This window comes from Pseudomonas sp. IT-P74 (genome assembly GCF_949768175.1).
In the GTDB taxonomy this organism is placed as follows: Bacteria; Pseudomonadota; Gammaproteobacteria; order Pseudomonadales; family Pseudomonadaceae; genus Aquipseudomonas.
Genome location: NZ_CATKQD010000088.1, coordinates 15,561 through 38,614 on the forward strand (window position 1 = coordinate 15,561; position 23,054 = coordinate 38,614).

The 23,054-nt window shown below is 59.9% G+C and carries 22 protein-coding genes; 9 read left to right on the plus strand and 13 right to left on the minus strand.

The window, feature by feature from the left end; genetic code table 11:
- Positions 1–189: 189 nt before the first annotated feature.
- From gltP to ACM6J5_RS26095, 4 genes are all read right to left on the minus strand, one after another.
- Positions 190–1,521, minus strand: coding sequence for a glutamate/aspartate:proton symporter GltP (gene gltP, locus ACM6J5_RS26080; protein WP_095942963.1), 1,332 nt, complete (start codon positions 1,519–1,521; stop codon positions 190–192).
- 285 nt (positions 1,522–1,806) lie between these two features.
- Complete coding sequence (locus ACM6J5_RS26085; RefSeq protein WP_414929610.1) at positions 1,807–2,112, minus strand: hypothetical protein; 306 nt, start codon at positions 2,110–2,112, stop codon at positions 1,807–1,809.
- Between the two features lie 248 nt (positions 2,113–2,360).
- A complete protein-coding gene (locus tag ACM6J5_RS26090; RefSeq protein ID WP_095942964.1) occupies positions 2,361–2,525 on the minus strand; it encodes a DUF1328 domain-containing protein in 165 nt (54 codons plus the stop codon).
- Positions 2,526–2,597: 72 nt separating this feature from the next.
- Complete coding sequence (locus ACM6J5_RS26095; RefSeq protein ID WP_414929611.1) at positions 2,598–2,885, minus strand: hypothetical protein; 288 nt, start codon at positions 2,883–2,885, stop codon at positions 2,598–2,600.
- Between the two features lie 439 nt (positions 2,886–3,324).
- Here ACM6J5_RS26095 and algB point away from each other — a divergent pair, with 439 nt between their 5' ends.
- Together algB and ACM6J5_RS26105 are read left to right on the plus strand one after the other, a co-directional pair.
- Positions 3,325–4,671 (plus strand): sigma-54-dependent response regulator transcription factor AlgB, encoded by a 1,347-nt coding sequence (algB, locus tag ACM6J5_RS26100; RefSeq protein WP_414929612.1) that lies wholly within the window; start codon positions 3,325–3,327, stop codon positions 4,669–4,671.
- A gap of 10 nt (positions 4,672–4,681) precedes the next feature.
- Positions 4,682–6,472, plus strand: a complete 1,791-nt coding sequence (locus ACM6J5_RS26105) for an ATP-binding protein (protein ID WP_150671864.1) — start codon at positions 4,682–4,684, stop codon at positions 6,470–6,472.
- 7 nt (positions 6,473–6,479) lie between these two features.
- Here the strand turns inward: ACM6J5_RS26105 and ACM6J5_RS26110 are convergent, their stop codons facing one another.
- The 7 genes from ACM6J5_RS26110 to ACM6J5_RS26140 all read right to left on the minus strand — a co-directional run bounded on the left by ACM6J5_RS26110 (position 6,480) and on the right by ACM6J5_RS26140 (position 13,724).
- A complete protein-coding gene (locus ACM6J5_RS26110) occupies positions 6,480–8,093 on the minus strand; it encodes an EAL domain-containing protein (RefSeq protein WP_095942968.1) in 1,614 nt (537 codons plus the stop codon).
- 76 nt (positions 8,094–8,169) lie between these two features.
- Positions 8,170–8,949: an N-acetylmuramoyl-L-alanine amidase gene (locus ACM6J5_RS26115; RefSeq protein ID WP_095943056.1), complete on the minus strand. Its 780-nt coding sequence runs from the start codon at positions 8,947–8,949 to the stop codon at positions 8,170–8,172.
- 103 nt (positions 8,950–9,052) lie between these two features.
- On the minus strand, positions 9,053–11,029 hold the full coding sequence (locus ACM6J5_RS26120; protein ID WP_414929613.1) for a GGDEF domain-containing protein: 1,977 nt from the start codon (positions 11,027–11,029) through the stop codon (positions 9,053–9,055).
- A complete protein-coding gene (locus ACM6J5_RS26125; RefSeq protein ID WP_057712592.1) occupies positions 11,026–11,904 on the minus strand; it encodes an endonuclease/exonuclease/phosphatase family protein in 879 nt (292 codons plus the stop codon). Before ACM6J5_RS26125 ends, ACM6J5_RS26120 begins: the two co-directional genes overlap by 4 nt.
- A 14-nt stretch (positions 11,905–11,918) precedes the next feature.
- Positions 11,919–12,560: a thiol:disulfide interchange protein DsbA/DsbL gene (locus ACM6J5_RS26130; protein ID WP_095942970.1), complete on the minus strand. Its 642-nt coding sequence runs from the start codon at positions 12,558–12,560 to the stop codon at positions 11,919–11,921.
- Between the two features lie 198 nt (positions 12,561–12,758).
- Positions 12,759–13,388 carry a c-type cytochrome gene (locus tag ACM6J5_RS26135; protein WP_095942972.1) on the minus strand — a complete coding sequence of 210 codons (630 nt, stop codon included), beginning with the start codon at positions 13,386–13,388 and terminating at the stop codon, positions 12,759–12,761.
- Between the two features lie 45 nt (positions 13,389–13,433).
- Complete coding sequence (locus tag ACM6J5_RS26140) at positions 13,434–13,724, minus strand: c-type cytochrome (RefSeq protein WP_095942973.1); 291 nt, start codon at positions 13,722–13,724, stop codon at positions 13,434–13,436.
- Between the two features lie 191 nt (positions 13,725–13,915).
- Here ACM6J5_RS26140 and yihA point away from each other — a divergent pair, with 191 nt between their 5' ends.
- On the plus strand, positions 13,916–14,560 hold the full coding sequence (gene yihA, locus ACM6J5_RS26145) for a ribosome biogenesis GTP-binding protein YihA/YsxC (protein ID WP_414929614.1): 645 nt from the start codon (positions 13,916–13,918) through the stop codon (positions 14,558–14,560).
- 400 nt (positions 14,561–14,960) lie between these two features.
- Here yihA and polA read toward each other — a convergent pair whose 3' ends face one another.
- On the minus strand, positions 14,961–17,768 hold the full coding sequence (gene polA / locus ACM6J5_RS26150) for a DNA polymerase I (protein ID WP_414929615.1): 2,808 nt from the start codon (positions 17,766–17,768) through the stop codon (positions 14,961–14,963).
- Between the two features lie 74 nt (positions 17,769–17,842).
- Between polA and ACM6J5_RS26155 the strand changes: the two genes are divergently transcribed.
- Both ACM6J5_RS26155 and ACM6J5_RS26160 read left to right on the plus strand, forming a co-directional pair.
- On the plus strand, positions 17,843–18,130 hold the full coding sequence (locus tag ACM6J5_RS26155; protein ID WP_095942975.1) for a DUF2782 domain-containing protein: 288 nt from the start codon (positions 17,843–17,845) through the stop codon (positions 18,128–18,130).
- A gap of 60 nt (positions 18,131–18,190) precedes the next feature.
- Positions 18,191–19,141, plus strand: coding sequence for a homoserine kinase (locus ACM6J5_RS26160; protein ID WP_150671867.1), 951 nt, complete (start codon positions 18,191–18,193; stop codon positions 19,139–19,141).
- Between the two features lie 71 nt (positions 19,142–19,212).
- On the opposite strand, the gene znuA is transcribed toward ACM6J5_RS26160, so the two are convergent.
- Positions 19,213–20,142 (minus strand): zinc ABC transporter substrate-binding protein ZnuA, encoded by a 930-nt coding sequence (gene znuA, locus ACM6J5_RS26165; RefSeq protein WP_414929616.1) that lies wholly within the window; start codon positions 20,140–20,142, stop codon positions 19,213–19,215.
- Between the two features lie 66 nt (positions 20,143–20,208).
- Here znuA and zur point away from each other — a divergent pair, with 66 nt between their 5' ends.
- From zur to ACM6J5_RS26185, 4 genes are read left to right on the plus strand one after another with little or no spacing between them, the layout of a single operon-like run.
- Positions 20,209–20,694, plus strand: coding sequence for a zinc uptake transcriptional repressor Zur (gene zur, locus ACM6J5_RS26170; RefSeq protein WP_095942977.1), 486 nt, complete (start codon positions 20,209–20,211; stop codon positions 20,692–20,694).
- Entirely contained in the window at positions 20,691–21,476 is a 786-nt protein-coding gene (gene znuC / locus ACM6J5_RS26175) for a zinc ABC transporter ATP-binding protein ZnuC (protein WP_414929617.1), read from the plus strand. The genes zur and znuC overlap by 4 nt, the downstream gene beginning before the upstream one ends.
- Positions 21,469–22,257: a zinc ABC transporter permease subunit ZnuB gene (gene znuB / locus ACM6J5_RS26180; RefSeq protein ID WP_414929618.1), complete on the plus strand. Its 789-nt coding sequence runs from the start codon at positions 21,469–21,471 to the stop codon at positions 22,255–22,257. The genes znuC and znuB overlap by 8 nt, the downstream gene beginning before the upstream one ends.
- A 37-nt stretch (positions 22,258–22,294) precedes the next feature.
- On the plus strand, positions 22,295–23,011 hold the full coding sequence (locus tag ACM6J5_RS26185; protein WP_414929619.1) for a PA5502 family lipoprotein: 717 nt from the start codon (positions 22,295–22,297) through the stop codon (positions 23,009–23,011).
- Positions 23,012–23,054 lie beyond the last annotated feature (43 nt).

The window sequence follows — 23,054 nt, forward strand, 5'->3', positions numbered from 1 at the left end:
AAAGATCCGCGAATGATAGCGGGGTGGCCAGAAACGACAAACCCCGGATTTCTCCGGGGTTTGTTTGTTACTGCCTGCACTGCTCACTGTAGGAGCGAGCCTGCTCGCGATGAGGGCGGTACATTCAACATCTCTGTTGTTCGAAATTGCGCTATCGCGAGCAGGCTCACTCTTACAGGGGGATTTGTGTCAGTTGCTGGAAACTTCGCCGGCTGGCAGCTTTTCCTTGCTGCGCCAGTGCGGCAGGGAGTTCCAGTAGCGCTGGCCCTTGGCGTCGTCGTACATGCCTTCCCAACGAGCGATAACCAGAACGGCCAGGGCGTTGCCGATCACGTTCAGTGCGGTACGGGCCATGTCCATGACGCGGTCGACACCAGCGATGAACGCCAGGCCTTCCAGCGGAATACCGACGCTGCCCAGGGTGGCCAGCAGCACCACGAAGGACACGCCCGGTACACCGGCGATGCCTTTGGAGGTGACCATCAGGGTCAGTACCAGCAGCAGTTGCTGGCTGATCGACAAGTCGATGCCATACAGCTGGGCAATGAAGATTGCCGCGATACTTTGGTACAGGGTCGAGCCGTCGAGGTTGAACGAGTAACCGGTCGGCACCACGAAGCTGCAAATGGCCTTCGGCGCGCCGTAGGCTTCCATCTTCTCGATCACTCGCGGCAGCACGGTTTCAGAGCTGGCGGTGGAGTAGGCCAGTACCAGCTCGTCCTTGAAGATGCGCATCAGCTTGATCACCGAGAACCCGAACAGACGAGCGATCAGGCCCAGGATCACGAAAGCGAAGAAGGCGATGGCGACGTAAACCAGGATCACCAGTTTGGCCAGCGGTATCAGCGAGGCGAAGCCGAAGTTGGCCACAGTCACCGCGATCAGTGCGAACACGCCGATCGGGGCGTAGTTCATGATCATGTGAGTGACCTTGAACATGCTTTCCGATACGCCCTGGAACATCTTCACCAGCGGCTCGCGCAGGTCTGCCTGCAGGCTCGACAAACCGAGACCGAACAATACGGAGAAGAAGATGATCGGCAGCATTTCGCCGCGAACCATCGCCGCGAAGATGTTCGACGGGATCAGGTTGAGGATGGTTTGGATGAACGCGTGTTCATGCTGAACCTCGGCCGCCGTGGCCTGGTACTTGGAAATATCCACAGTGCCCAGGGTGCTCATGTCGATGCCGGCACCCGGATGGAACAGGTTGGCCAGCAGCAGACCGACCACGATGGCGATGGTGGTGACGATCTCGAAGTAGATGATGGTCTTGAAGCCGATGCGCCCCAGCTTCTTGGCGTCACCGACGCCGGCAATGCCGACGATCAAAGAGGAAATGACGATCGGGATCACGATCATCTTGATCAGACGGATAAAGATATCGCCTGCCGGTTGCAGAACGTTGCTGATCCACCAGGCTTTTTCGGCACTGAAATGGTTGAGCAGCGCACCGATTGCAATCCCCAATACCAGACCGATGAGGATCTGCCAGGCGAGGCTAAGCTTTGCCTTCTTCATATCTTTACCCTTACTTATTGTTTGACTCAGGGAGATGCGCGAACTGGAACGCTTATGGCGAAAAAGTCCAGTGCATCTGCCCCCCGTATAAGGTGCCCCGGAGCTCGTGTTTGCAGCTCTCTGGCAGGCGAAAAAAGGCGCAACTATTCCGATGCAAGGGAGCGCCGTCTAATGCCGTAAACGCCTACCCCATGCCGAATCGGCATGAGGTTTTTTTAGCGAAACGCGCGTCCCAACCGGTTCGAATACGACATTTCGGCAGGCATAAGTGCCGTGAACCGGCCATCACAGAGCAGATTGAATATTTTTTGAGCAGTGGCCGAGCGTTGGTTTTTCAGCAAAATCCCGCAGGACGAAGGGAAAAATCGCGGCCAAAGAAAGGTGATTTTTCTCGATATACGGTCGCAGATGAAACACCGGGAAAAGTATTTTCCGACGTAACAAGGACAAGGACGAGAAAACAGTGATGAAACGGGACGAGCGCTCTATTTCAAAGTGTTGCTTGATCAAGCCCTTCGCAAGCCCGTCGAGCCTTGGCGGTCCGACGAACTTGCGCAGCAGCTTTTCCTGACCCGGCCCTTGCGCAGGCACTCCCTGTACCTGTAGGTCACTCCGCCCCTGAAACAGGCAGAACGTCCCGACCCCTTGGTCATGCGCCGACCCTCCTCAGGTGGCGCAGGTGGAAAGAGGCGCTGTGACCTCCTTCGTGTACAAATTCTGTCCTGCCAACAAGCCCTGCATGCGCAGGTCAGGCATGCCGGGGAAACGCCAGCCCGCATGCCATGGCACTACCGCCCAACAGCAGGGCGGCTGCCAGTGTCTTGAACACCCCTCTCATATCAGCCTCGACCGCGACGGCCAAAGAAGAAGGAGGCAATGAACATCACCAGGAACACGATAAACAGAATCTTGGCGATACCCGTGGCGGTGCCCGCGATACCACCGAAGCCCAGTACAGCGGCGATGATGGCGATGATCAGGAATGTGATTGCCCAGCTCAACATGGTGATTCTCCTTACGCTTCTGTTTAGAGGTGCTGCGTTTTCCCGGCGCATGGGGTGCGGCGGAAGTTTTGCCTAGAACACCCAACGCTCTTGATGACGTATCTCACCCACAGGCCCGGTCTGGTCGACATCCATCATGCGCGTCGGGGTGCTATCGGCCTGCTCGCGGCTGACAGCGCTGAAATGGGTTTGGGCCGGATGCGCAATCGACAGGCATGGAGCTTCCGGCTGCCGGCTCAGCTCCCAGCGCAGAAACTGCTGGCCGCCGATCAGGGTGATCAACAGCGCCAGAACAGCAAACAGTCCTTGCTGGATATGCACAGGCCAGAGGTGCAGGTGGGCGGCATGTTGACGTTTCATCCTGGAGCTCCTGCCACTGGGGGTCGGTATTCGATAGCGGGCGCTTGCTTATGAATGCCCTGGTTAACCAGACAACTGCAGGGCGCATGCCAGCCTTGATTCGAAAATATTTCCTTTAATATCAATGTGTTATTAGCATCAAAGAAACCACTCCGCGCGCATCCTGCACGATGCCCCTTGTGCCGTCGTGCGTATTGCACGATTGAATTGAAGGAAGGCTTAAATTTTTTGAATTGAGAGGAGGGTGCGCAGGTCAGACACTCACGCTGGCCGCCGGCAGAGACCGGGTATCAATCAAAAGACCCGCAAAATCATGTGGCTAACCGATGCATCGGATGAGAGCTACTCTGCCTGAACAGGAAAGGCTCAGAATCAATCATGCAACTTGCCCGATTTCTCCGGGACTAAATTAAGATCATTCATTAAGGAGCGTAGGAAAATGGAATCCGCCACTGGGCATCAAGGCCGCATTCTTCTGGTGGATGATGAGTCCGCCATCCTGCGTACTTTCCGTTACTGCCTCGAAGACGAAGGCTACAGCGTGGCCACCGCCACCAGCGCCGCGCAGGCAGAAGTCTTGTTGCAGCGGCAGGTCTTCGACCTTTGCTTCCTCGACTTGCGCCTGGGTGAAGACAACGGCCTCGATGTGCTGGCCCAAATGCGTATCCAGGCACCCTGGATGCGGGTGGTGATCGTCACTGCCCACTCAGCCGTCGACACGGCAGTGGATGCGATTCAGGCCGGCGCCGTCGACTATCTGGTCAAACCGTGCAGCCCCGATCAATTGCGGCTGGCCGCCGCCAAGCAACTGGAAGTGCGGCAACTTTCGGCGCGACTGGAAGCCCTGGAAGGCGAGGTGCGCAAGCCCCAGGATGGTCTGGACTCCCACAGCCCGGCCATGAAAGTGGTACTCGAAACCGCCCGCCAGGTTGCCACGACCGATGCCAATATCCTGATTCTGGGTGAGTCAGGTACCGGCAAGGGCGAACTGTCCCAAGCCATTCACGGCTGGAGCAAACGCGCGAAAAAATCCTGCGTCACGATCAACTGCCCGTCGCTGACCGCCGAGCTCATGGAAAGCGAACTCTTCGGCCACAGCCGCGGCGCCTTCACCGGCGCCAGCGAAAGTACCTTGGGGCGAGTCAGCCAGGCCGACGGCGGAACGCTGTTTCTCGACGAGATCGGCGACTTTCCCTTGGCATTGCAGCCGAAGTTGCTGCGTTTTATTCAGGACAAGGAATATGAGCGCGTCGGTGATCCGGTGACCCGCCGTGCCGATGTGCGCATCCTTGCGGCCACCAACCTCATCCTTGAGGACATGGTGCGCGACGGTCGCTTCCGTGAAGACCTGCTCTATCGCCTGAATGTCATTACCTTGCACCTGCCACCGCTACGCGAACGCCGCGAAGATATTCTCAACCTGGCCGACCGCTTCCTGGCGCGCTTCGTCAAGGAGTACGCCCGTCCCGCGCGCGCCTTCAGCGACGAGGCCCGGGAAGCACTGCTGGGCTATCGCTGGCCGGGCAACATCCGTGAGCTGCGCAATGTGATTGAACGGGCAAGCATCATCTGTCCGCAGGAACGGGTCGAGATCAGTCATCTGGGCATGGCCGAAACCCCGGTCAACAATGCACCGCACATCGGCGCGGCATTGAGCCTGGAGGAGCTGGAAAAGGCTCACATCGGGGCGGTCCTCGCCACCGCCGACACCCTGGATCAAGCGGCGAAAACCCTCGGCATCGACGCCTCGACGCTGTACCGCAAACGCAAGCAGTACAACTTGTGAGCATTAGCCGATGAAACTGCCGCTGAAATTGCGGACCCGGCTTTTCCTGAGCATCTCCGCACTGATCACCGTCGCGTTGCTCGGGCTCTTGCTCGGGCTGGTCAGCGTGATGCAAATGGCCGGAAGCCAGGAAGTACTGATCCGCAGTAACTTCATCACCCTGGACCTGGGGCTAAAGCTGCGTCAGACCCTGGGTGATCAACTGATCATCATGCTCAGCGAGAAGCCTGACTCCGCCGCTTTCGCCGCCTCGAAGCAGCATTACTTCGAATTGCTGGAGGAAGGCATCGCCCAGGAGCCGGCAGAAACCGGAAGCGAGCACGGCTTCAGAAAAGCCAAGGCCGACTACGAGAGCTTTATCCAGGCTTATGAAACCTCCCCGGACCCGTCGAATGTGCTCAGCAGCCACGACAACCTGACGGAAAAATTCAACGCGCTACGCAACGGTCTGATCGCCGAGCACAAGCGCGCGCTGGATAACATCAGCGGTACCGAGCGCCAGGCCCGGGAGCAGGCACTGCTGATTGCCGGGTTGCTTGGCCTGGTGGGGCTGGCAGTGCTGATCATCGGCTTCGTGACCGCGCAGGCCATTGCCCGACGTTTCGGGGAGCCCATCGAGGCCTTGGCCAAGGCGGCGGACAATATCGGCCAGGGCAATTTCGATGTCACCCTGCCGATTTCTTCGGCGATGGAACTGAACCAACTGACCCGGCGCTTCGGGATCATGGCCCAGGCGCTGCGCGAACATCAGGCCACCAACGTCGATGAGCTGCTGGCCGGCCAGCAACGCTTGCAGGCCGTGCTCGACAGCATTGACGACGGACTGCTGATGATCGACCGCCAGGGCCATCTGGAACACCTTAACCCTGTGGCCCAGCGTCAGTTGGGCTGGGAGTCCGATCGTCTGGGTCAGGGGTTGGGCACGGCGCTGGAGCGCCCCGAGCTCGATGAGCAGCTGCAACTGGTGCTGCGCGGGGGCACGCTGGAGCGGGCACCGGAAGACTTGAGTGTCGAAGTCGATGGCGAGTCTCGACTGCTGACCTACAGCCTGACCCCGGTCAGCCATACCCAGGGCCATATCCTGGGTGCCGTGATGGTGCTGCATGACGTCACCGAACAACGAGCCTTCGAACGGGTACGCAGCGAATTTGTATTGCGCGCTTCCCATGAGTTGCGCACACCGGTCACCGGCATGCACATGGCCTTCGGATTGTTCCGTGAGCGCGCGCACTTTGCTCCGGACTCCCGGGAAGCCGACCTGCTCGATACCGTGAATGAAGAGATGCAGCGGCTGATGCAGCTGATCAATGACCTGCTGAATTTCTCCCGTTACCAGAACGGTTTGCAGAAACTCACCCTGACGCCGTGCTCCATCGAGGCGTTGCTGGAACAGGCACAGTCACGCTTTGCCACGGCGGCCGAAGAAAAGGAGATCAATCTGCTGGTGGAAGTGCAGGGACCTTTGCCGCGGTTGCAGGCCGACCCGCCACAACTGGACCGGGTACTCGACAACTTACTCGACAACGCCTTGCGTCACACCGGCTCCGGTGGGCGGATACGCCTGCAGGCCCGGCGGCACGGAGACCGGGTCATCATCAGTGTCGAGGACAACGGTGAAGGCATTGCCTACGGTCAGCAGGGGCGTATCTTCGAGCCGTTCGTGCAGGTTGGACGCAAGAAAGGCGGGGCAGGGCTCGGGCTGGCCTTGTGCAAGGAAATCGTGCAATTGCATGGCGGGCGGATAGGCGTCTATTCACGGCCGGGGCAGGGTACTCAGTTCTATATGACGCTGACCGTGTAGATCACCCTCACGCTTCATCATCCAGGCGCCGGCCTCCCCGACGACGCCCCCGGGTAATCAATTCAGTGAACTGCACTGCGCTCAGCGCGCGGGCGAAAAGCCAGCCCTGGCCGAACTTCACGCCTTCGCTGCACAGGAACGCGGCCTGAGCCTCATGCTCGATACCCTCGGCAATCACCTTCAGGTGCAGCGACTGGGCCATGTGAATGATGTGCGGGGCCACGCCGCTGCTGGCGGCGTCATGGCCCAGCGCATCAATGAACGCCTTGTCGATTTTCAGGCAATCGACCGGCAGGGTCTGCAAATAGGCGAGGCTGCAATAGCCGGTGCCAAAGTCATCGATCAACACCTGGTGCCCGACATCCCGCAGCGCTTGCAGGTTTTCCCGGGCCACCACCACATCGACCAGCCCGCGCTCGGTGACTTCAAAGGCAATTTGCCGCGCAGCGACGCGATGCAGGGTCAGCAGCCGCGCCATCACCTGGCCGATCCGCGGAACCATCACATCACACGCCGCGAGATTGACCGAGATGTACAACTGCGGGTTGGCACGCAGCAACTGGCCGAGTTGCTCGAGCAGGCGTTGCAGGACGAAGTCCGTCATCTGGCGAATCTGCCCGGTGTTCTCCGCCATCGGAATGAACAGGTCGGGACTGGTCAGGGTGCCGTCCGGCCTGCGCCAGCGAAGCAGTGCTTCAGCCCCGACACAGTTGCGGCTATCAAGGTCGAAGATCGGTTGATACAGCACCTGCAACTCGCCACGGCGAATCGCCCCGGTCAGTTCGGCGTCCAGCGACTGCCGCTGGCGTACCAGCAGAAACACCAGGAACCCAACACAGGTGCCCAGCCCGAGGCTGGCCGGCAACAACCACCACCAGACCGCCGGGATATGCATGCCGGTGCGTGGGCTGATCAACACCAATTGATATTCCGGGTTGTCGGTGGGCATGCGGTATATCAGGCGTGCCTGGGTGATCTGCAGCGCATCACGGTTTTTCGGTGGCCAGGCCTCGGTCGGCGGCCAGACCTGAGAAGCGCCGAGCACCGGAATCGCGCGCGCGCCATGGTCGAGGACCACCAGTAAGCTGCTGCCCGGCGACAGGTCGACCATATCGGTCAAATGCCCGCGAGAGGTCGCGACCCGAAAATTCCCGCGCCCGAGCATCAGCGCGGCGCGGTTTTCATCGGGTTCGGTGGTGGTGTTGAGCCAATAGCTGTAAGTCGGGCCTTTGATGTCTGGCGATCGACTCAGCGACAACCCTTCCTGGCGGGGGCGATTGGAGCAGATTCGCGAGGAGTCCATGTAGGCGGCTTCGTAGACGAAGCGATAATTGAACGAAACCTGCTGCAAGGTTGCGATCATTTCAGCATCGCAGCCGCGCAACGGTTGCGCTTCAAGGTCGTCAAGACTTTCACGCAATTGACCGAAGAGCTGTTCCAGACGGGCGAGGAAGCGTTCGCCCTGAGCATTCATTTCTTCGCTTTCGTTTTGCTCGACCTGGTGTATGGCGACGAACAGGCTGCCGGCCATCAATAACGTTGCGCTCAAGACAGTAGACATCAGCCCCAGGAACCAGGGGCGATGGAACCAACTACGGAAGGTCTCTCGAGCAGCAGTCATTGTGAAATATCCGAAGGATTACCAATGAGTTATAGCTGCTGATTGGAAAAAAGCCCTGACCGTCGGGCGGGCGTCATTATTTTGTCTGATTCAACACCAACAATAGCGCGGCAGTTTGCGCATCCGGAGTGCCATCGAAGCGCGCCGGACGGAAATGCATCTGAAATGCCGCGATCACATGTCGCGTCGCGACATCGAGCTCGCCGGTTTGTGGCGAAGCATAACCCAGGCGGGCCAACTGCGCCTGAAACCAGCTGATGCTCGGCAACTGCTCGGCGAACAACATTTGCTGGCGTGCCACCGACTGTTCATTCGGCCAGATGCCCAGGCCTTCAAAAGCCAGACGCTTCCAGGGAAACAGCGGCCCCGGGTCCAGCTTGCGCAAGGGTGCGATATCGCTATGGCCAATGATGTCGCGAGGTTTTATGCCGTGACGCTTGCTGATGTCCTTGAGCAACACGATCAACGACTGGACCTGATCTTCGGTGTAGGGATACCACAGGCGTCCGGTCGGGGTGTCCTTGAACCCCGGATTGACGATTTCGATACCGATGGAGCTGGAATTCAGCCAGGTTCGGCCATCCCACTCGCTCTCCCCGGCGTGCCAGGCCCGCACGTTTTCATCCATCAGCTTGTAGATGGTGGCGCCCTTGTCGTCACCGATCAGGTAATGGCTGCTGACTTCACCGTGGGTCAGCAATTGCAATGAACGCTCCAGCGAGGCATTGGTGTAATGCACCACCACAAATTGCACGCGGCTGTCGTAATTGGCCGAAGGGTGGCTAGTGTCGAAACGAGGACCGCTGGCACAGCCGGCAAGCACAATCAGCGATACGATCAGAGCAAAATATTTCATGGCGAAAGGCATTACACACAAGACAATAATGCAACAGTGTAACGTAATGCCTTGCTGGCAGACGGTAATCCCATCGAATTAAACAAAATGGAACAAATAACCGTCAGCTGGGTTCCACCCGGTTGCGGCCGGCATTTTTCGCGCGATACAGCGCCTGATCGGCTCTTTTAAGCACCTGATCGCCATGTTCACCCGGCCTGAACGCCGTCATCCCGATAGACACGGTGATGGTCACCGGCTCTCCCTTGAAGTGGAACGGGCAGGCCTCAATGGAGGCCCGCAAGCTTTCCAGCAACTTCAGCCCCGCCGCCGGCACCGTGGATGGCATTAACAGCACAAACTCCTCGCCGCCAAACCGGGCAATGAAATCCGTCCCGCGCAGCCGCTTGCGCAACACGCTGGCAATGATTTTCAGCACTTTGTCACCGGCCAGGTGCCCGTAGTTATCGTTGATGCGCTTGAAATGATCGAGGTCGAGCATGGCCAGCAACAGCGTGTTGCCATGTTGCTGCCATCGTGTGACTTCATGATGCAGGCGCTCGCTCCAGGCCGCGCGGTTGGGCAGCCCGGTCAACGGGTCGACCAATGCCTTCTGCCGCTGCTCTTCTAGGTGCTCGCGGTAACCCTGGGCCTCCTGTTCCATATGGGCGACCCGCTCGGCCAGACTGTGCAGGCGCGCAGCGACTTCTTGCTCACGCTCATCGCGCTGCTTCTGGTGCTGATCCATGGTGCCCAGCAAGCCTTCGAGATGGTTTTCCAGTACGTGCTTGAGATCTTCCAGGTCCGCGGCTTCCTGCATGCTGCTTTGCAGGCCATCGACCTGTTCGCGGATCTGCGTGTCCATCTGCCGCGCAGCCGAACGGTTGTCGGCGTGTCCTGCGGTGGCGGCCTGCAGGTTGCTCTGGAACGATTCGAGGCGCTCGTTCAGTCGTTGCAGATAGGCTTCGAACTCATGCTGGCCGCTGTCGGTAATGGCCAGCATCAAGGTGGCGAAGTCGTCGAGGATCGGCAGCAATTCGTACCAGTTCAGACCGTTTTTCAGACGATCGCGCATGGATTCGGCTTGCGGGCGATGACGCTCGGGCAATGTCAGATCGTCGAGTAGCCCCAGCAGCGTGTCTTCGATGTGGCTGGCCACCGAGCTGTAGGAGGGCTCGGGGGAATCCGGGAGTGCGTAGAGAATGTCGTGTTCGGAGGGTGCCTGATCGACGGCGGCTACGTCCTCCATGGGCATCGGAGGTAAAGGCAAGCTATCCGGCAATGCTTGCGTGGTCAGCTCGTCGGGGTTTGTTTCCGACTCAGAAAGCGTCGAGATGGTTTCCGGTGTCGGTTGCTCGGCCTGTTCGATTTCTGTCGCGGCGGCACTGGCCGGTTGAGACTCCGCAGCCGGGGAGGCAAAAGCCACGACTGCCGGGGCAGGCGCAGCCACGGTTGGCTCGGTCGGTGCGGAGTCGTCTTCAACCCGCTCAGCAGGGGGAATCTCGAAAGTTGCCGCAGGGTTCTCGGCTACAGGGACCAGGTCAGGAGAAATAACCGTTGATGCCGCCTCCTCCGCTTCACGACCGCCGAACAACCGCTGCAGCAAGCCCGGCCGGCCGTTCTCCGTCGGGGTCTCCAGCTGGCTCAGGGCTTGGCCCTGCAAGCCACTCAGCTCGCTGAGCAGCAAGGGTATCTCACGTGCCTGACTGACCCGCGCCTCCAGCTGCTTGGCGAAACTCTTGAGTGGCCGGCTCACATCCCGCGGCAGCGGTAATGTTTGCAATTGCGTGACCAGCGCAGTCAGGGCGGCACTGGTCTGGTTGACCCGGGTTTCCCGTCGCTGCTCCGAGTCGAGCACGGCTTTTTCCAGGCGTGGAATCAGCGCGGCCAGGCCGGCGTCCATGTCATCGGTGCGCACGACCTCGCGCATTTCCTTCATGCATTGGTCAACCGCGCGGTCTGTACCTTCCGCCGCCAGGGTGCTGCGCACCAGCCCGCGACGCAGCAAGTCGAGCCGCGCGTCCCAGCGACGTTCGAGCTTTTCCTGTTGTTCGATGCTTTTGAGGTATTTCTCTTTCCAGCGCTGTGCTTCGTCGCTCATTCATGGGATCCGCGAGGGGCAGGACTCAACGCGGGCAATGCATCGGCCGTGAGCGAACCCGGCAAACGAATCTCTACCGCGACCGGCAGGTGATCGGAAATGGGCTGTGCCAGCACCTCGACCTTTTCCAGGGTCAGGCTCGGGCTCAGCAGGATATGGTCCAGGCAACGCTGTGGGCGCCAGCTGGGAAACGTCGCTTCCAGTTGCGGCGCGAGCAGGCCGAGATCGCGCAACGGGGAATGTTGCAGCAGGTCACTGGCATGGGTGTTCATGTCGCCCATCAGTACCTGATGCTTGTAGTCGCCAATCAACTCGCGGATATAGGCCAGTTGCAGACTGCGTGCCCGGGCGCCCAACGCCAGGTGCATCATGACCACCACCAGTGCTTCCGGACCTTCGCCGAACCGTACCAGAATGGCTCCGCGACCCTTTGGCCCCGGCAACGGATGATCTTCAATTGCCCACGGGCGCAATCGGCTGAGCACGCCATTGCTGTGCTGGGCCAGGCGACCAAGATTGCGATTGAGTTGTTGATACCAGTAGGGAAAGGCACCGAGCTGGGCCAGGTGTTCGACCTGATTGACGTAGCCTGATCGCAGGCTGCCGCCATCGGCCTCTTGCAAGGCGACCAGATCGAAATCGCCCAGCAAATTGCCGATTTTCTGCAGATTGTCGGCACGCCCGGTGTGCGGCAGCAAGTGCTGCCAGCCCCGGGTCAGGTAATGCCGATAGCGCTCGGTACTGATGCCGACCTGGATATTGAAACTGAGCAAGCGCAGACGACTGTCTGCGGGCAGGCCCGTGGACTCCAGATGATGTTCGTTGACCCGCGGATCATGAAGGCCAACGATGCGTTCAGTGCCCCATCGGCGCATGGCAGTGACTGCCCTTAGTTGGCGGCAGCCTTGTTAGCCGCCCGCTCTTTGTCGATCAGTTTGTCGGCCAGTTGCAGAGCCTGCTCGGCACCGCCGGCAGAACCCACGTCAAAGCGGTACTTACCGTTGACGATCATGGTTGGAACGCCGGAGATTTCATACTTCTTGGCCAGTTCACGAGCCTTGACGATCTGACCCTTGATAGCGAAAGAGTCGAAAGTCGCGAGGAACTTGTCCTTGTCCACGCCTTGGGTAGCGAGGAAGTCGGCCATGTCGTCTTTGTCGGTCAGTTTTTTGTGTTCTTTCTGAATCGCGTTGAACACCGCGGCGTGAACATTGTGCTCGACACCCATGGCTTCAAGGGTCAGGAACATCTGACCGTGAGCATCCCACGCACCACCGAACATGGCGGGGATGCGCACGAAGTTCACGTCCGAAGGCAGCTTCTCGACCCAAGGATTGATCACCGGCTCGAAAGCGTAGCAATGCGGGCAGCCGTACCAGAACAGCTCTACCACTTCGATCTTGCCAGGCACGGCGACCGGAACCGGATTGCTCAGTTCGACATAAGGTGCGGCGGGGGCGTCAGCAGCCTGGGCAGTCATGCCGAACAGGCTGGCAGCGGCAAAAACGGCGCTGATGATCAGATTACGCATGCTTTACTCCTGGACAATTTTTTCGCCTCGCGCGGTTGTTTTCAGACAGATCCTGGCGGGCTTGAGTTCTGTAGTGTAACGGCAGCGGCCACAAAAAAGGGCGGCCAAGGCCACCCTTTTTATACTCGTTGCAACGGATTAATCGAGCGTTAACGTTGCAGGCGATCAGCACGCCGTTCAACGCCCGATCCACCGGCCTTAGTGCAGGCCCTGAATGTAGCTGGACACCGCGGCGATGTCTTCGTCGCTCAGCTTCTTGGCAATGCTCTGCATGGGTTTGGTATCGCCGTCGTTGGTACGGCCGCCGTCTTCCTTGCGGAAATCGACCAATTGCTTGCCGACGTATTGAGCGTGCTGGCCACCCAGGTGCGGGAAACCGGCAGCCGCGTTACCTGCGCCATTTGGCGAGTGGCAACCGGTGCAGGCTGGCAGGCCCTTGGCCAGGTCACCACCACGGAACAGGGCTTCACCGCGAGCGACGATCTTCGGATCGGCGGCTCCGACGCTGCCTTTCTGGCTGGCGAAGTAGGCGGCGATGTCCGCCAGGTCCTGATCGCTCAGGTTGGTCAGCAGGCCGGTCATCTCCAGAACGGTGCGCTTGCCCGACTTGATGTCGTGCAATTGCTTGGTCAGGTAGCGTTCACCCTGACCCGCCAGTTTTGGAAAGTTTGGCGCCATGCTGTTGCCATCCGGGCCGTGGCAGGCGCCACAGACGGCGGCTTTGGCCTGGCCGGCTTTTGCATCACCCGGTTGTACTGCCTCACCTGCAGCATGGGCCATGCCGGAGATGCCCACGGTCAACAGCAGACTCACGATCAATTTCTTCATCAGCTAATCCAACTACGGCTAAGGGTTAAGAGTTATGGACCGGGCTTACTCGCTCATCCAAAGGATGATGGCTTGGTAATCCTCGGCACTGCAGTCCATGCACAAACCACGCGGCGGCATCGCCTTGAAACCCTGGGTCACGTGTTGCACCAGCGTCTCCATACCTTTCGCCAACCTCGGCGTCCAAGCTTCCTGATCGCCTTTTTTCGGCGCCATGGGGAGTTGGCCGGAATGACAGGCACCACAAACACGGTTGTACACAGCTTGCGGATCCTGTGTAGCCTGAGCGCTGTAAAGCGGCATCAAGACACCGGCAGCTAGCAGCCATTTCGTCATAAAACGACCTTTTCAGGGTTGAGAGCGAGCTGCGTTCTAGTGCGCAATCAAGGTCTGTCGCTCTCGTGAACTTCATCCTACGCTGGGACAAAGCGCACACAAAATCTGCGGCATTATATACTGGCGTCACTGAAACGGAAGCGACACTGCTTGCCGCCCCCATTCCTGGCGCCGCCCACATCGGAAATCCCATGCAACTCAAGAATCCCATCCTCGGTCTGTGCCAACAGTCCACCTTCATGCTCAGCGCCGCCAAAGTCGACCAATGTCCGGATGACGAGGGCTTCGAAGTCGCCTTCGCCGGGCGTTCCAACGCCGGCAAGTCGAGTGCCTTGAACACCCTGACCCACGCCAGCCTGGCGCGCACCTCGAAAACCCCGGGGCGCACACAGCTGTTGAACTTCTTCAAGCTAGACGATGAACGCCGTCTGGTCGACCTGCCGGGTTACGGTTATGCAAAAGTACCGATCCCGCTCAAGCAACACTGGCAGCGTCACCTGGAGGCATATCTGGGTGGTCGCGAGAGTTTGAAAGGTCTGATCCTGATGATGGACATCCGCCATCCGATGACCGACTTCGACCTGCTGATGCTCGACTGGGCCGTGGCTGCCGGCATGCCGATGCACATTCTGCTGACCAAAGCGGACAAGCTGACCTATGGCGCGGCCAAGAACACACTGCTCAAGGTTCAGGCGGAAATCCGCAAGGGCTGGGGCGATCTGGTGACAATCCAGCTGTTTTCGGCCCCGAAACGCATGGGCCTGGAAGATGCCTACACCGTACTGGCTGGCTGGATGGAGCTGGCGGACAAGGGTGTCGAGGCAGAAGCTCAGTAAGTGCCGAAAACTGCCTGCGGCGCACGCAGGCAGTTTTCTCGGGGCAAAAAAAACCCCGGGCTTCATATGGGGAGGGAGAAGTTCCGGGGTTCAAGCTCTAGACCGCTAGGGCGGGGTCCAGATATCTGCCAACACTTAACACAACATAGGAGCATCGAAGGGCTTCACCAGCCATTCAGTAACTCTGAGTGGTGGTATGCAAGATTAGTTCAGATTTTTTTCAAATAGCTTTGAAATAACTCTGACTGCCTTTCGGACTAAGCTGTTTTCGCCCCGCGGCACTATGCCGCAACAGAACACGACAATTTTCTGTAGGAGCGAGCTTGCTCGCGATGGAATTTCAGTCGAAATCGATGTGCCTGACACTCCATCGCGAACAAGCTCGCTCCTACAAGAAGGCTCAGTGAGCCTCATCCCAGTTGTTTCCGACACCCACTTCGACCAGCAACGGCACATCCAGTTTCGCTGCCTCGCTCATGTGCACGCGAATTTCATCGCGAACCTGGTCGACCAGGTCTTCACGCACCTCGAGCACCAGCTCATCGTGCACCTGCAAGATGACTTTGGCGTCGAGGCCCGACGCGGTCAGCCAGTTATCCACCGCGACCATGGCTTTCTTGATGATATCCGCCGCGGTGCCTTGCATCGGTGCGTTGATCGCCGTGCGTTCGGCGGCGGCGCGCTCTTGCGGCTTGTTGGAGTTGATGTCTGGCAGGTACAGGCGACGGCCGAAGAACGTCTCGACATAACCTTGCTCGGCGGCCTGGGCACGCGTGCGGTCCATGTACTGGCGAACGCCGGGGTACCGAGCGAAGTAGGTATCGATGTAGGCCTTGGCGGTCTTGGTGTCGACGCCGATGTCCTTGCCGAGTTTTTGCGCGCCCATGCCGTAGATCAGGCCGAAGTTGATCGCCTTGGCGCTGCGGCGCTGGTCGGAGGTCACGTCGGCCAGTTCGACCTTGAACACTTCGGCGGCGGTCGCGGTGTGTACGTCCAGATTGTGGCGGAAGGCGTTCATCAGCCCTTCGTCCCGGGACAGGTGAGCCATGATCCGCAGTTCGATCTGCGAATAGTCCGCCGCCAGCAGCTTGTAACCGGCCGGGGCCACGAAGGCCTGGCGGATGCGACGCCCTTCGGCGGTGCGCACCGGGATGTTCTGCAGGTTCGGATCACTGGAGGACAGCCGCCCGGTGGATGCCACAGCCTGGTGGTACGAGGTATGGATCCGCCCGGTACGCGGATTGATCTGCTCCGGCAGACGGTCGGTGTAGGTGCTTTTCAGCTTGCTCATGGAGCGGTATTCCATGAGCACTTTCGGCAATCGATAGTCGTCTTCCGCCAGTTTGGCCAGCACCTCTTCGGCGGTGGAGGGCTGGCCCTTGGCGGTTTTCTTCAACACCGGAAGGCCAAGCTTCTCGTAAAGGATCACGCCAAGTTGCTTGGGCGAACCGAGGTTGAATTCCTCGCCGGCAATCTCGAAGGCTTCACGCTCCAGCGCCACCATCTTGTCGCCCAGTTCGATGCTTTGCACGCCCAGCAAGGCGGCGTCGACGAATGCGCCCTGGCGCTCGATACGCGCCAATACCGGCACCAACGGGATTTCGATGTCGGTCAGCACACTGGCCAGGCTCGGAATGGCCGAGAGCTTTTCGAACAGGGTCTGGTGCAGACGCAAGGTGATATCCGCATCTTCGGCGGCGTAAGGCCCGGCCTGCTCCAGAGCGATCTGATCAAACGTCAGCTGCTTCACGCCTTTGCCGGCGATGTCCTGGAAACTTACCGTGGTGTGGTCCAGGTACTTCTGCGCCAGGCTGTCCATGTCATGGCGCGTGGCCGTGGAGTTGAGCACGTAGGACTCAAGCATGGTGTCGAAGGCGATACCCCGCACGGTAATGCCGTTTGCCTGATCGCCGCCGATGGCGCAGTTGGCCAGGATGTTCATGTCGAACTTGGCGTGCTGGCCGACCTTGAGCTTGTTCGGATCTTCCAGAATCGGCTTGAGCGCGCGCAGGACCGTGTCGCGGTCCAGTTGCTGCGGTACGCCGATGTAGGAGTGGGTCAACGGGATGTAGGCCGCTTCGTTGGCCTGCACCGCGAACGACAGGCCCACCAGTTGCGCCTGCTGCGCATCGATACCGGTGGTTTCGGTGTCGAAGGCAAACAGTTGGGCGTTGTTCAGTTTTTCCAGCCAGGCATCGAACCGCGCTTGATCCAGAATGGTTTCATATCGGGCTTCAGTGACCACCACGACGGCGGCCTCGACCTCGGTGGCGCTAAACAGATCAACGACCGGCCCCGGCTCAGCGGCAGCGCTCAGCTCCAGGCGTTTGGCGTCGCGATCCAGGTCGTTCAGCCAGCTCTTGAACTCCAGCAGGGTGTACAACTCGTAGAGTTTCGCCGGATCTTCCGCGCCCATTTGCAGGTCATCGAGACCGATGTCCAGTGGCACGTCGACCTTGATGGTCGCCAGCCGATAGGAGAGGAAAGCCATTTCCTTGTGCTCTTCGAGCTTGGCTGGCAGGGTCTTGGCGCCGCGAATCGGCAGGGTCGGCACGATGTCGAGCTGCGCATAGAGCTCGGTCAGGCCGCCGTTCACACCGACCAGCAGACCGGAAGCGGTCTTCGGACCGATACCTGGAACACCCGGAATGTTGTCGGAAGAATCGCCCATGAGCGCCAGATAATCGATGATCTGCTCGGGAGCGACGCCGAATTTCTCCTTCACGCCCTCCACGTCCATGCTGCTACCGGTCATGGTGTTGACCAAGGTAATGTGACCGTCGACCAGTTGCGCCATGTCCTTGTCACCGGTGGAGATGATCACCGGGCGATCCGCCGCCGCGCTGCTGCGGGCCAGAGTGCCGATTACGTCATCGGCCTCGACGCCTTCGACGCACAGCAGCGGGAAGCCCAGGGCGATCACACTCTGGTGCAGCGGCTCGATCTGCACGCGCATGTCGTCGGGCATGCTCGGGCGGTTGGCCTTGTATTCGGCGAACATCTCATCGCGAAAAGTCCCACCCTTGGCGTCGAACACCACGGCGAACGGACTATCCGGATATTGCTTGCGCAGGCTCTTGAGCATGTTCAGCACGCCCTTGACCGCGCCGGTCGGCAGGCCTTTGGACGTGGTCAGCGGTGGCAGCGCGTGAAAGGCGCGGTACAGGTAAGAAGAACCGTCCACCAGGACGAGGGGGGCTTGGCTCATGAGCAGGATCAACCTTTTCGGCGGGTCCGGCGCTAGAATAGCGGGACCGTTGACGACAAAGGGACAAGGTTATCATGCGCACACTAAATCGCCTGTTGCTGGCTGGCTTGTTTGCAATCACACCTTTGGCCGTCATGGCGGCGGATGACGCCCCATCGGCAGATCCGGATGTAACCATTCGCACGGAAGGCGATAAAACCATTCAGGAATACCGCCAAAACGGCTTTTTGTACGCCATCAAGGTCACCCCGAAGGTTGGCAAGCCGTATTTCCTGGTGCGAGCGGATGGCTCGGAGGGTAACTTCGTCCGCTCCGACTACCCGGATATGCTGATTCCGGCGTGGGAAATATTTAAGTGGTAAGTCGTCCTTAACTTTAATCGGCGCCGGCTCAACAGCGGCGCCCGTACTGGCAGCTTAAACATGTCTGTGTTCACCCCCCTGGCTCGGCCCGAGCTGGAAGCTTTTCTCGCCCCTTATGGCCTCGGCCGCCTGCTTGATTTCCAGGGGATTGCCGCCGGTAGCGAAAACACCAATTTCTTTATCAGCCTGGAGCAGGGCGAGTTTGTCCTGACCCTGGTCGAGCGCGGTCCGGTTCAGGAAATGCCGTTCTTCATCGAACTGCTCGACGTGCTGCACAGCGCCGACCTGCCGGTGCCTTACGCCTTGCGCACCACCGACGGCGTGGCCTTGCGCGAACTGGCAGGCAAACCTGCGTTGCTGCAACCGCGCCTGGCCGGCAAGCACATCAAGCAAGCCAACGCGCAACATTGCGCGCAGGTGGGTGAGTTGCTCGGCCACCTGCACCTGGCGACCCAGGCCAACATGATCAAGCGCAAAACCGATCGCGGCCTGGACTGGATGCTGGAAGAGGGCACGCAGTTTTTGTCGCACCTGGGTGCCGAACAGAAAGACCTGCTGCAACGGGCACTGGAAGAAATCACCCGGCAGAAAGAAAAAATCCTGGCACTGCCGCGGGCGAACATTCACGCCGACCTGTTCCGGGACAACGCGATGTTCGAAGGCACGCACCTGACCGGGCTGATCGATTTCTACAACGCCTGTTCCGGGCCGATGCTCTACGACGTGGCGATTGCCTTGAACGACTGGTGCTCGGACGACGATGGCGTGATCGATGGACCGCGAGCGCGGGCCTTGCTCGGCGCTTACGCAGCCCTGCGACCGTTCACCGCCGCCGAAGCCGAGTTGTGGCCGACCATGCTGCGGGTGGCTTGCGTACGGTTCTGGTTGTCACGCCTGATCGCGGCGGAGTCATTCGCCGGACAAGACGTGTTGATTCACGATCCGATGGAGTTCCAGTCGCGCCTGGCGCAACGGCAGACGGTCAATACGCCGTTGCCTTTCGCCCTTTAAAAGCTTCGCTCCTGCAGGGTCACCGCAACCCTGTGGGAGTGAGCAAGCTCGCTCCCACATGTCTGGTGCGGTTACAACGACTCCAGGCACCCCGCCAAATCATTCCCCAGCTTCTCCAACAACTGCTCATAACCCTGAGCAGTCGCCGGCGTATACCCACCCAGCGCATCCAGCTCAGCCAGTTTCACCGGCAAACCCGCCACCAGGGTTTCCGCCAGGCGCGGCCGCAGCGGTGGTTCGCTGAACACGCACGTCTTGCCGACTTCCTGCAAACGCGCACGCATCGCCGCGACATGTTGGGCACCGGGTTGCACTTCGGCCGCGACGCTGAATACGCCCACGTGCTTGAGGCCGTAGGCGTCTTCGAAGTAGTCGAAGGCTTCGTGGAAAACGAAGTAAGGCTTGCCCTGAACATCGGCCAGGCGTCTCTTCAGACGCGCATCCAACGCATCGAGACGCTCGTCGAAGGCTTTCAGATTGCTCTGATAGCGCGCGGCATTGTCAGGATCGGCGACACTCAGGTCCGCCGCCATTTTCGTGGCGATGACCCGGGCGTTGACCGGCGATAGCCACAGGTGCGCATCCAGGCTGCCCGGACGGTGATCGTGGTCGTGGTCTTCGGCCTCTTCGGCCTCTTCGGCGTGGGAGTGGCTATCTTCGGCAAAGCGGCGCAGTTTCATGCCTGGCAAATCCTGCACGGCGACGTTGGGCAACGTACGACCATTGAGTACCCGTGGCAGGAAGCCTTCCATGTCCGGGCCGATCCAGTACAGCAGGTCCACCGATTGCACCTTGCGTACGTCGGAAGGGCGCAACGCATAGTTATGCGGTGAGGCACCCGGTGGCAGCAAAACCTCGGGGATCGCCACGCCGTCCTGCACCGCCGCGGCGATCAACTGCAGAGGCTTGATGGTGGTAAGGACCTTGACCTCGGCCTGCGCCGGACCGATCAGCAGAAAACTTGCGATAAATGCGACAAAAACAGAAAAAAGTCGGGACACGATGACCACTCGAAGAGGCGAGAACGGGTAACATAATAACGTCTCTCACAAACCTCGTCGCCGCTCATGCTAAAAACACCGATCGCCAGCCGTCCCCACGACCACTCACATTGCGTTCACAGCGCTTTGTCCGAGGCCGATGCCCTGTGTGCACGTCAAGGCCTGCGCCTGACCGCGTTGCGCCGGCGAGTGCTGGAACTGGTGTGGCAAAGCCACAAGCCGCTGGGGGCCTATGACATTCTCGCGGTTCTCAGCGAGCAGGACGGTCGCCGTGCCGCGCCGCCGACGGTGTACCGTGCGCTGGATTTCCTGCTGGAGAACGGCCTGGTCCATCGCATTTCCTCGCTCAACGCCTTCATCGGCTGCAATCACCCGGAACATGCCCACCAGGGTCAATTCCTGATCTGCCGTGTATGCCACGCCGCGATCGAACTTGAGCAGAAATCCATCAGCGACGCGATCATCGCCTGCGCCAGGGATGTCGGGTTCGTCGTCGAAGGCCAAACCGTTGAAGTGGTTGGTCTCTGCTCGGGTTGCCAGGGGGCTAGATGAGCAACGCGCTGATCCGTCTTGAGCAGGTTGCCGTCACGTTCGCCGGGCAACCGGTGCTGGACAACATCGAGTTGAGCGTCGAGCCGGGGCAGATCGTTACCCTGATCGGCCCCAACGGCGCCGGCAAAACCACCCTGGTGCGAGCCGTGCTCGGCCTGTTGAAACCGGACAGCGGCAGCGTCTGGCGCAAGCCGAAACTGCGGGTCGGTTACATGCCGCAAAAACTTCATGTCGATCCGACCCTCCCGCTGTCGGTCCTGCGTTTCTTGCGACTGGTGCCGGGCGTGGACCGTGCGATGGCCTTGGCGGCACTCAATGAAGTCGGCGCCGAACAGGTGATCGACAGCCCGGTGCAAAGCGTTTCCGGTGGCGAAATGCAGCGCGTATTGCTGGCCCGTGCCTTGTTGCGCGAACCGGAACTGTTGGTACTCGACGAACCGGTACAGGGTGTCGACGTAGCCGGCCAGGCCGAGCTGTACAGCCTGATCACCCGCCTGCGCGACCGTCACGGTTGCGGCGTGCTGATGGTCTCCCACGATTTGCATCTGGTGATGAGCACCACGGATCAGGTGGTTTGCCTCAATCGCCACGTCTGCTGCTCCGGGCATCCCGAGCAGGTCAGCGGCGATCCGGCTTTCGTCGAGCTGTTCGGAAAGAACGCACAAAGCCTGGCGATTTATCACCACCATCACGACCACGCCCACGACTTGCACGGCTCGGTGGTCAAGGCGCCCGCATCGGGCCAACCCCATGTTCACGGAGATAGCTGCAAGCATGGCTGATTTTCTGCTCTACGCCCTGCTTGCAGGCCTGGCCCTGGCCGTCGTCGCAGGCCCCCTGGGGTCTTTCGTGGTCTGGCGGCGCATGGCCTATTTCGGCGACACCCTGTCCCACGCGGCATTGCTCGGCGTGGCCCTGGGCTTCCTGCTGGATGTCAGCCCGACCGTTGCCGTCACCGTTGGCTGCTTGCTGTTGGCGGTGATGCTGGTGACTTTGCAACAACGCCAGCCGCTGGCGTCCGACACGCTTTTGGGAATTCTCGCACCCAGCACGCTCTCTCTGGGCCTGGTGGTACTAAGCTTCATGCACGAAGTGCGGATCGACCTGATGGCCTATCTGTTCGGTGACCTGCTGGCGATCAGTCCGACCGATCTGGCCTGGATCCTTGGCGGCAGCGCTGCAGTATTGGCCTTGCTGGTTGCGTTGTGGCGCCCATTACTGGCGATCACGGTGCACGAAGAACTGGCCAGGGTCGAAGGCCTGCCGGTCGCAGGATTGCGCCTGGCCCTGATGCTGTTGATCGCCGTAGTGATTGCCGTGGCGATGAAAATCGTCGGCGTATTGCTGATCACCTCGTTGCTGATCATCCCGGCGGCTGCGGCACAACGTCACGCCCGCTCGCCGGAACAGATGGCACTGGGCGCGAGCCTGCTGGGCATACTCGCCGTGTGTGGCGGGCTGGCGCTGTCCTGGTTCAAGGACACCCCGGCCGGCCCGTCGATTGTGGTGACGGCCGCCGCGCTATTTCTGCTGAGTTTTGTTCTGCCCCGTCGAGGGGTGTAGACTTGCTCGTTTTTTGCGCAAATAGAGAGTCGCAGGAATGAAGTCGTTCGCCTCCCGTTATCTGCTCCTTGTCGCATTTTCTTTGCTGCTGGGCGCCTGCCAAAGCACGCCACCGGCGGCCACCGAGGCCGCGGATGCGCGGGCCACGGCCATCGTGCAGCTGGAACAAAACATCGCCAGCGATGAACTGGCCATCGCCGAAGACCAATTGGCAGCCCTGCAGGCCGAAACGCCCAACGATGCTTCCCTTGAGCAATACCAGCGGCAACTGGCGGAAGCCTATCTGCGCCGCAGCCAGAGCGTGTTGCAAAAGGGTGACGTGGATGCCGCCGCGACCGCCCTGAGCCGTGCCCGCGCATTGATGCCCAAGGCTCCGGCACTGACCGGTGGAGTCAACGGCTCGATTGCCCAGGCGCGCAAGGCCGAGCTGGAAAAAGCCGAAGCCGCCCTAAAGGCTGCCGAAGCCAGGCCAAAAGCCAAGGTCATCGACCTGACGGCTGAAAGCACCACGGTCGTGCTGAATATCAACGATATGGGCAAACTGCGTCGCCAACTGGATGCCATCGCCGCCGATGTGGTGAATTTTGAGTGCGACGTAAGCATTCAGGCTCCACGCACCAACGATTACCCCTGGCTGGCTAACTTGCTGACCAAACGGGTGAAGAAACTCGATCCTGAGTTTGATCTGAAGCTCGAGCGGCAGATTTTGCGCGGTGTTCCGGCGCAGATGGTTCTGAGCCCGCGTAAACCCTGAAAAGCATCGCGGGCTTGCCCGCGAAGGCGTCCTGTCTGGCAGT

What these genes read in the sequence shown, in the direction of transcription:
- gltP (WP_095942963.1), bottom strand. Translation starts at nt 1,521, where the DNA reads ATGAAGAAGGCAAAGCTTAGCCTCGCCTGGCAGATCCTCATCGGTCTG.
- ACM6J5_RS26090 (WP_095942964.1), bottom strand. Translation starts at nt 2,525, where the DNA reads ATGTTGAGCTGGGCAATCACATTCCTGATCATCGCCATCATCGCCGCT.
- ACM6J5_RS26095 (WP_414929611.1), bottom strand. Translation starts at nt 2,885, where the DNA reads ATGAAACGTCAACATGCCGCCCACCTGCACCTCTGGCCTGTGCATATC.
- algB (WP_414929612.1), top strand. Translation starts at nt 3,325, where the DNA reads ATGGAATCCGCCACTGGGCATCAAGGCCGCATTCTTCTGGTGGATGAT.
- ACM6J5_RS26105 (WP_150671864.1), top strand. Translation starts at nt 4,682, where the DNA reads ATGAAACTGCCGCTGAAATTGCGGACCCGGCTTTTCCTGAGCATCTCC.
- ACM6J5_RS26110 (WP_095942968.1), bottom strand. Translation starts at nt 8,093, where the DNA reads ATGACTGCTGCTCGAGAGACCTTCCGTAGTTGGTTCCATCGCCCCTGG.
- ACM6J5_RS26115 (WP_095943056.1), bottom strand. Translation starts at nt 8,949, where the DNA reads ATGAAATATTTTGCTCTGATCGTATCGCTGATTGTGCTTGCCGGCTGT.
- ACM6J5_RS26120 (WP_414929613.1), bottom strand. Translation starts at nt 11,029, where the DNA reads ATGAGCGACGAAGCACAGCGCTGGAAAGAGAAATACCTCAAAAGCATC.
- ACM6J5_RS26125 (WP_057712592.1), bottom strand. Translation starts at nt 11,904, where the DNA reads ATGCGCCGATGGGGCACTGAACGCATCGTTGGCCTTCATGATCCGCGG.
- ACM6J5_RS26130 (WP_095942970.1), bottom strand. Translation starts at nt 12,560, where the DNA reads ATGCGTAATCTGATCATCAGCGCCGTTTTTGCCGCTGCCAGCCTGTTC.
- ACM6J5_RS26135 (WP_095942972.1), bottom strand. Translation starts at nt 13,388, where the DNA reads ATGAAGAAATTGATCGTGAGTCTGCTGTTGACCGTGGGCATCTCCGGC.
- ACM6J5_RS26140 (WP_095942973.1), bottom strand. Translation starts at nt 13,724, where the DNA reads ATGACGAAATGGCTGCTAGCTGCCGGTGTCTTGATGCCGCTTTACAGC.
- yihA (WP_414929614.1), top strand. Translation starts at nt 13,916, where the DNA reads ATGCAACTCAAGAATCCCATCCTCGGTCTGTGCCAACAGTCCACCTTC.
- polA (WP_414929615.1), bottom strand. Translation starts at nt 17,768, where the DNA reads ATGAGCCAAGCCCCCCTCGTCCTGGTGGACGGTTCTTCTTACCTGTAC.
- ACM6J5_RS26155 (WP_095942975.1), top strand. Translation starts at nt 17,843, where the DNA reads ATGCGCACACTAAATCGCCTGTTGCTGGCTGGCTTGTTTGCAATCACA.
- ACM6J5_RS26160 (WP_150671867.1), top strand. Translation starts at nt 18,191, where the DNA reads ATGTCTGTGTTCACCCCCCTGGCTCGGCCCGAGCTGGAAGCTTTTCTC.
- zur (WP_095942977.1), top strand. Translation starts at nt 20,209, where the DNA reads ATGCTAAAAACACCGATCGCCAGCCGTCCCCACGACCACTCACATTGC.
- znuC (WP_414929617.1), top strand. Translation starts at nt 20,691, where the DNA reads ATGAGCAACGCGCTGATCCGTCTTGAGCAGGTTGCCGTCACGTTCGCC.
- znuB (WP_414929618.1), top strand. Translation starts at nt 21,469, where the DNA reads ATGGCTGATTTTCTGCTCTACGCCCTGCTTGCAGGCCTGGCCCTGGCC.
- ACM6J5_RS26185 (WP_414929619.1), top strand. Translation starts at nt 22,295, where the DNA reads ATGAAGTCGTTCGCCTCCCGTTATCTGCTCCTTGTCGCATTTTCTTTG.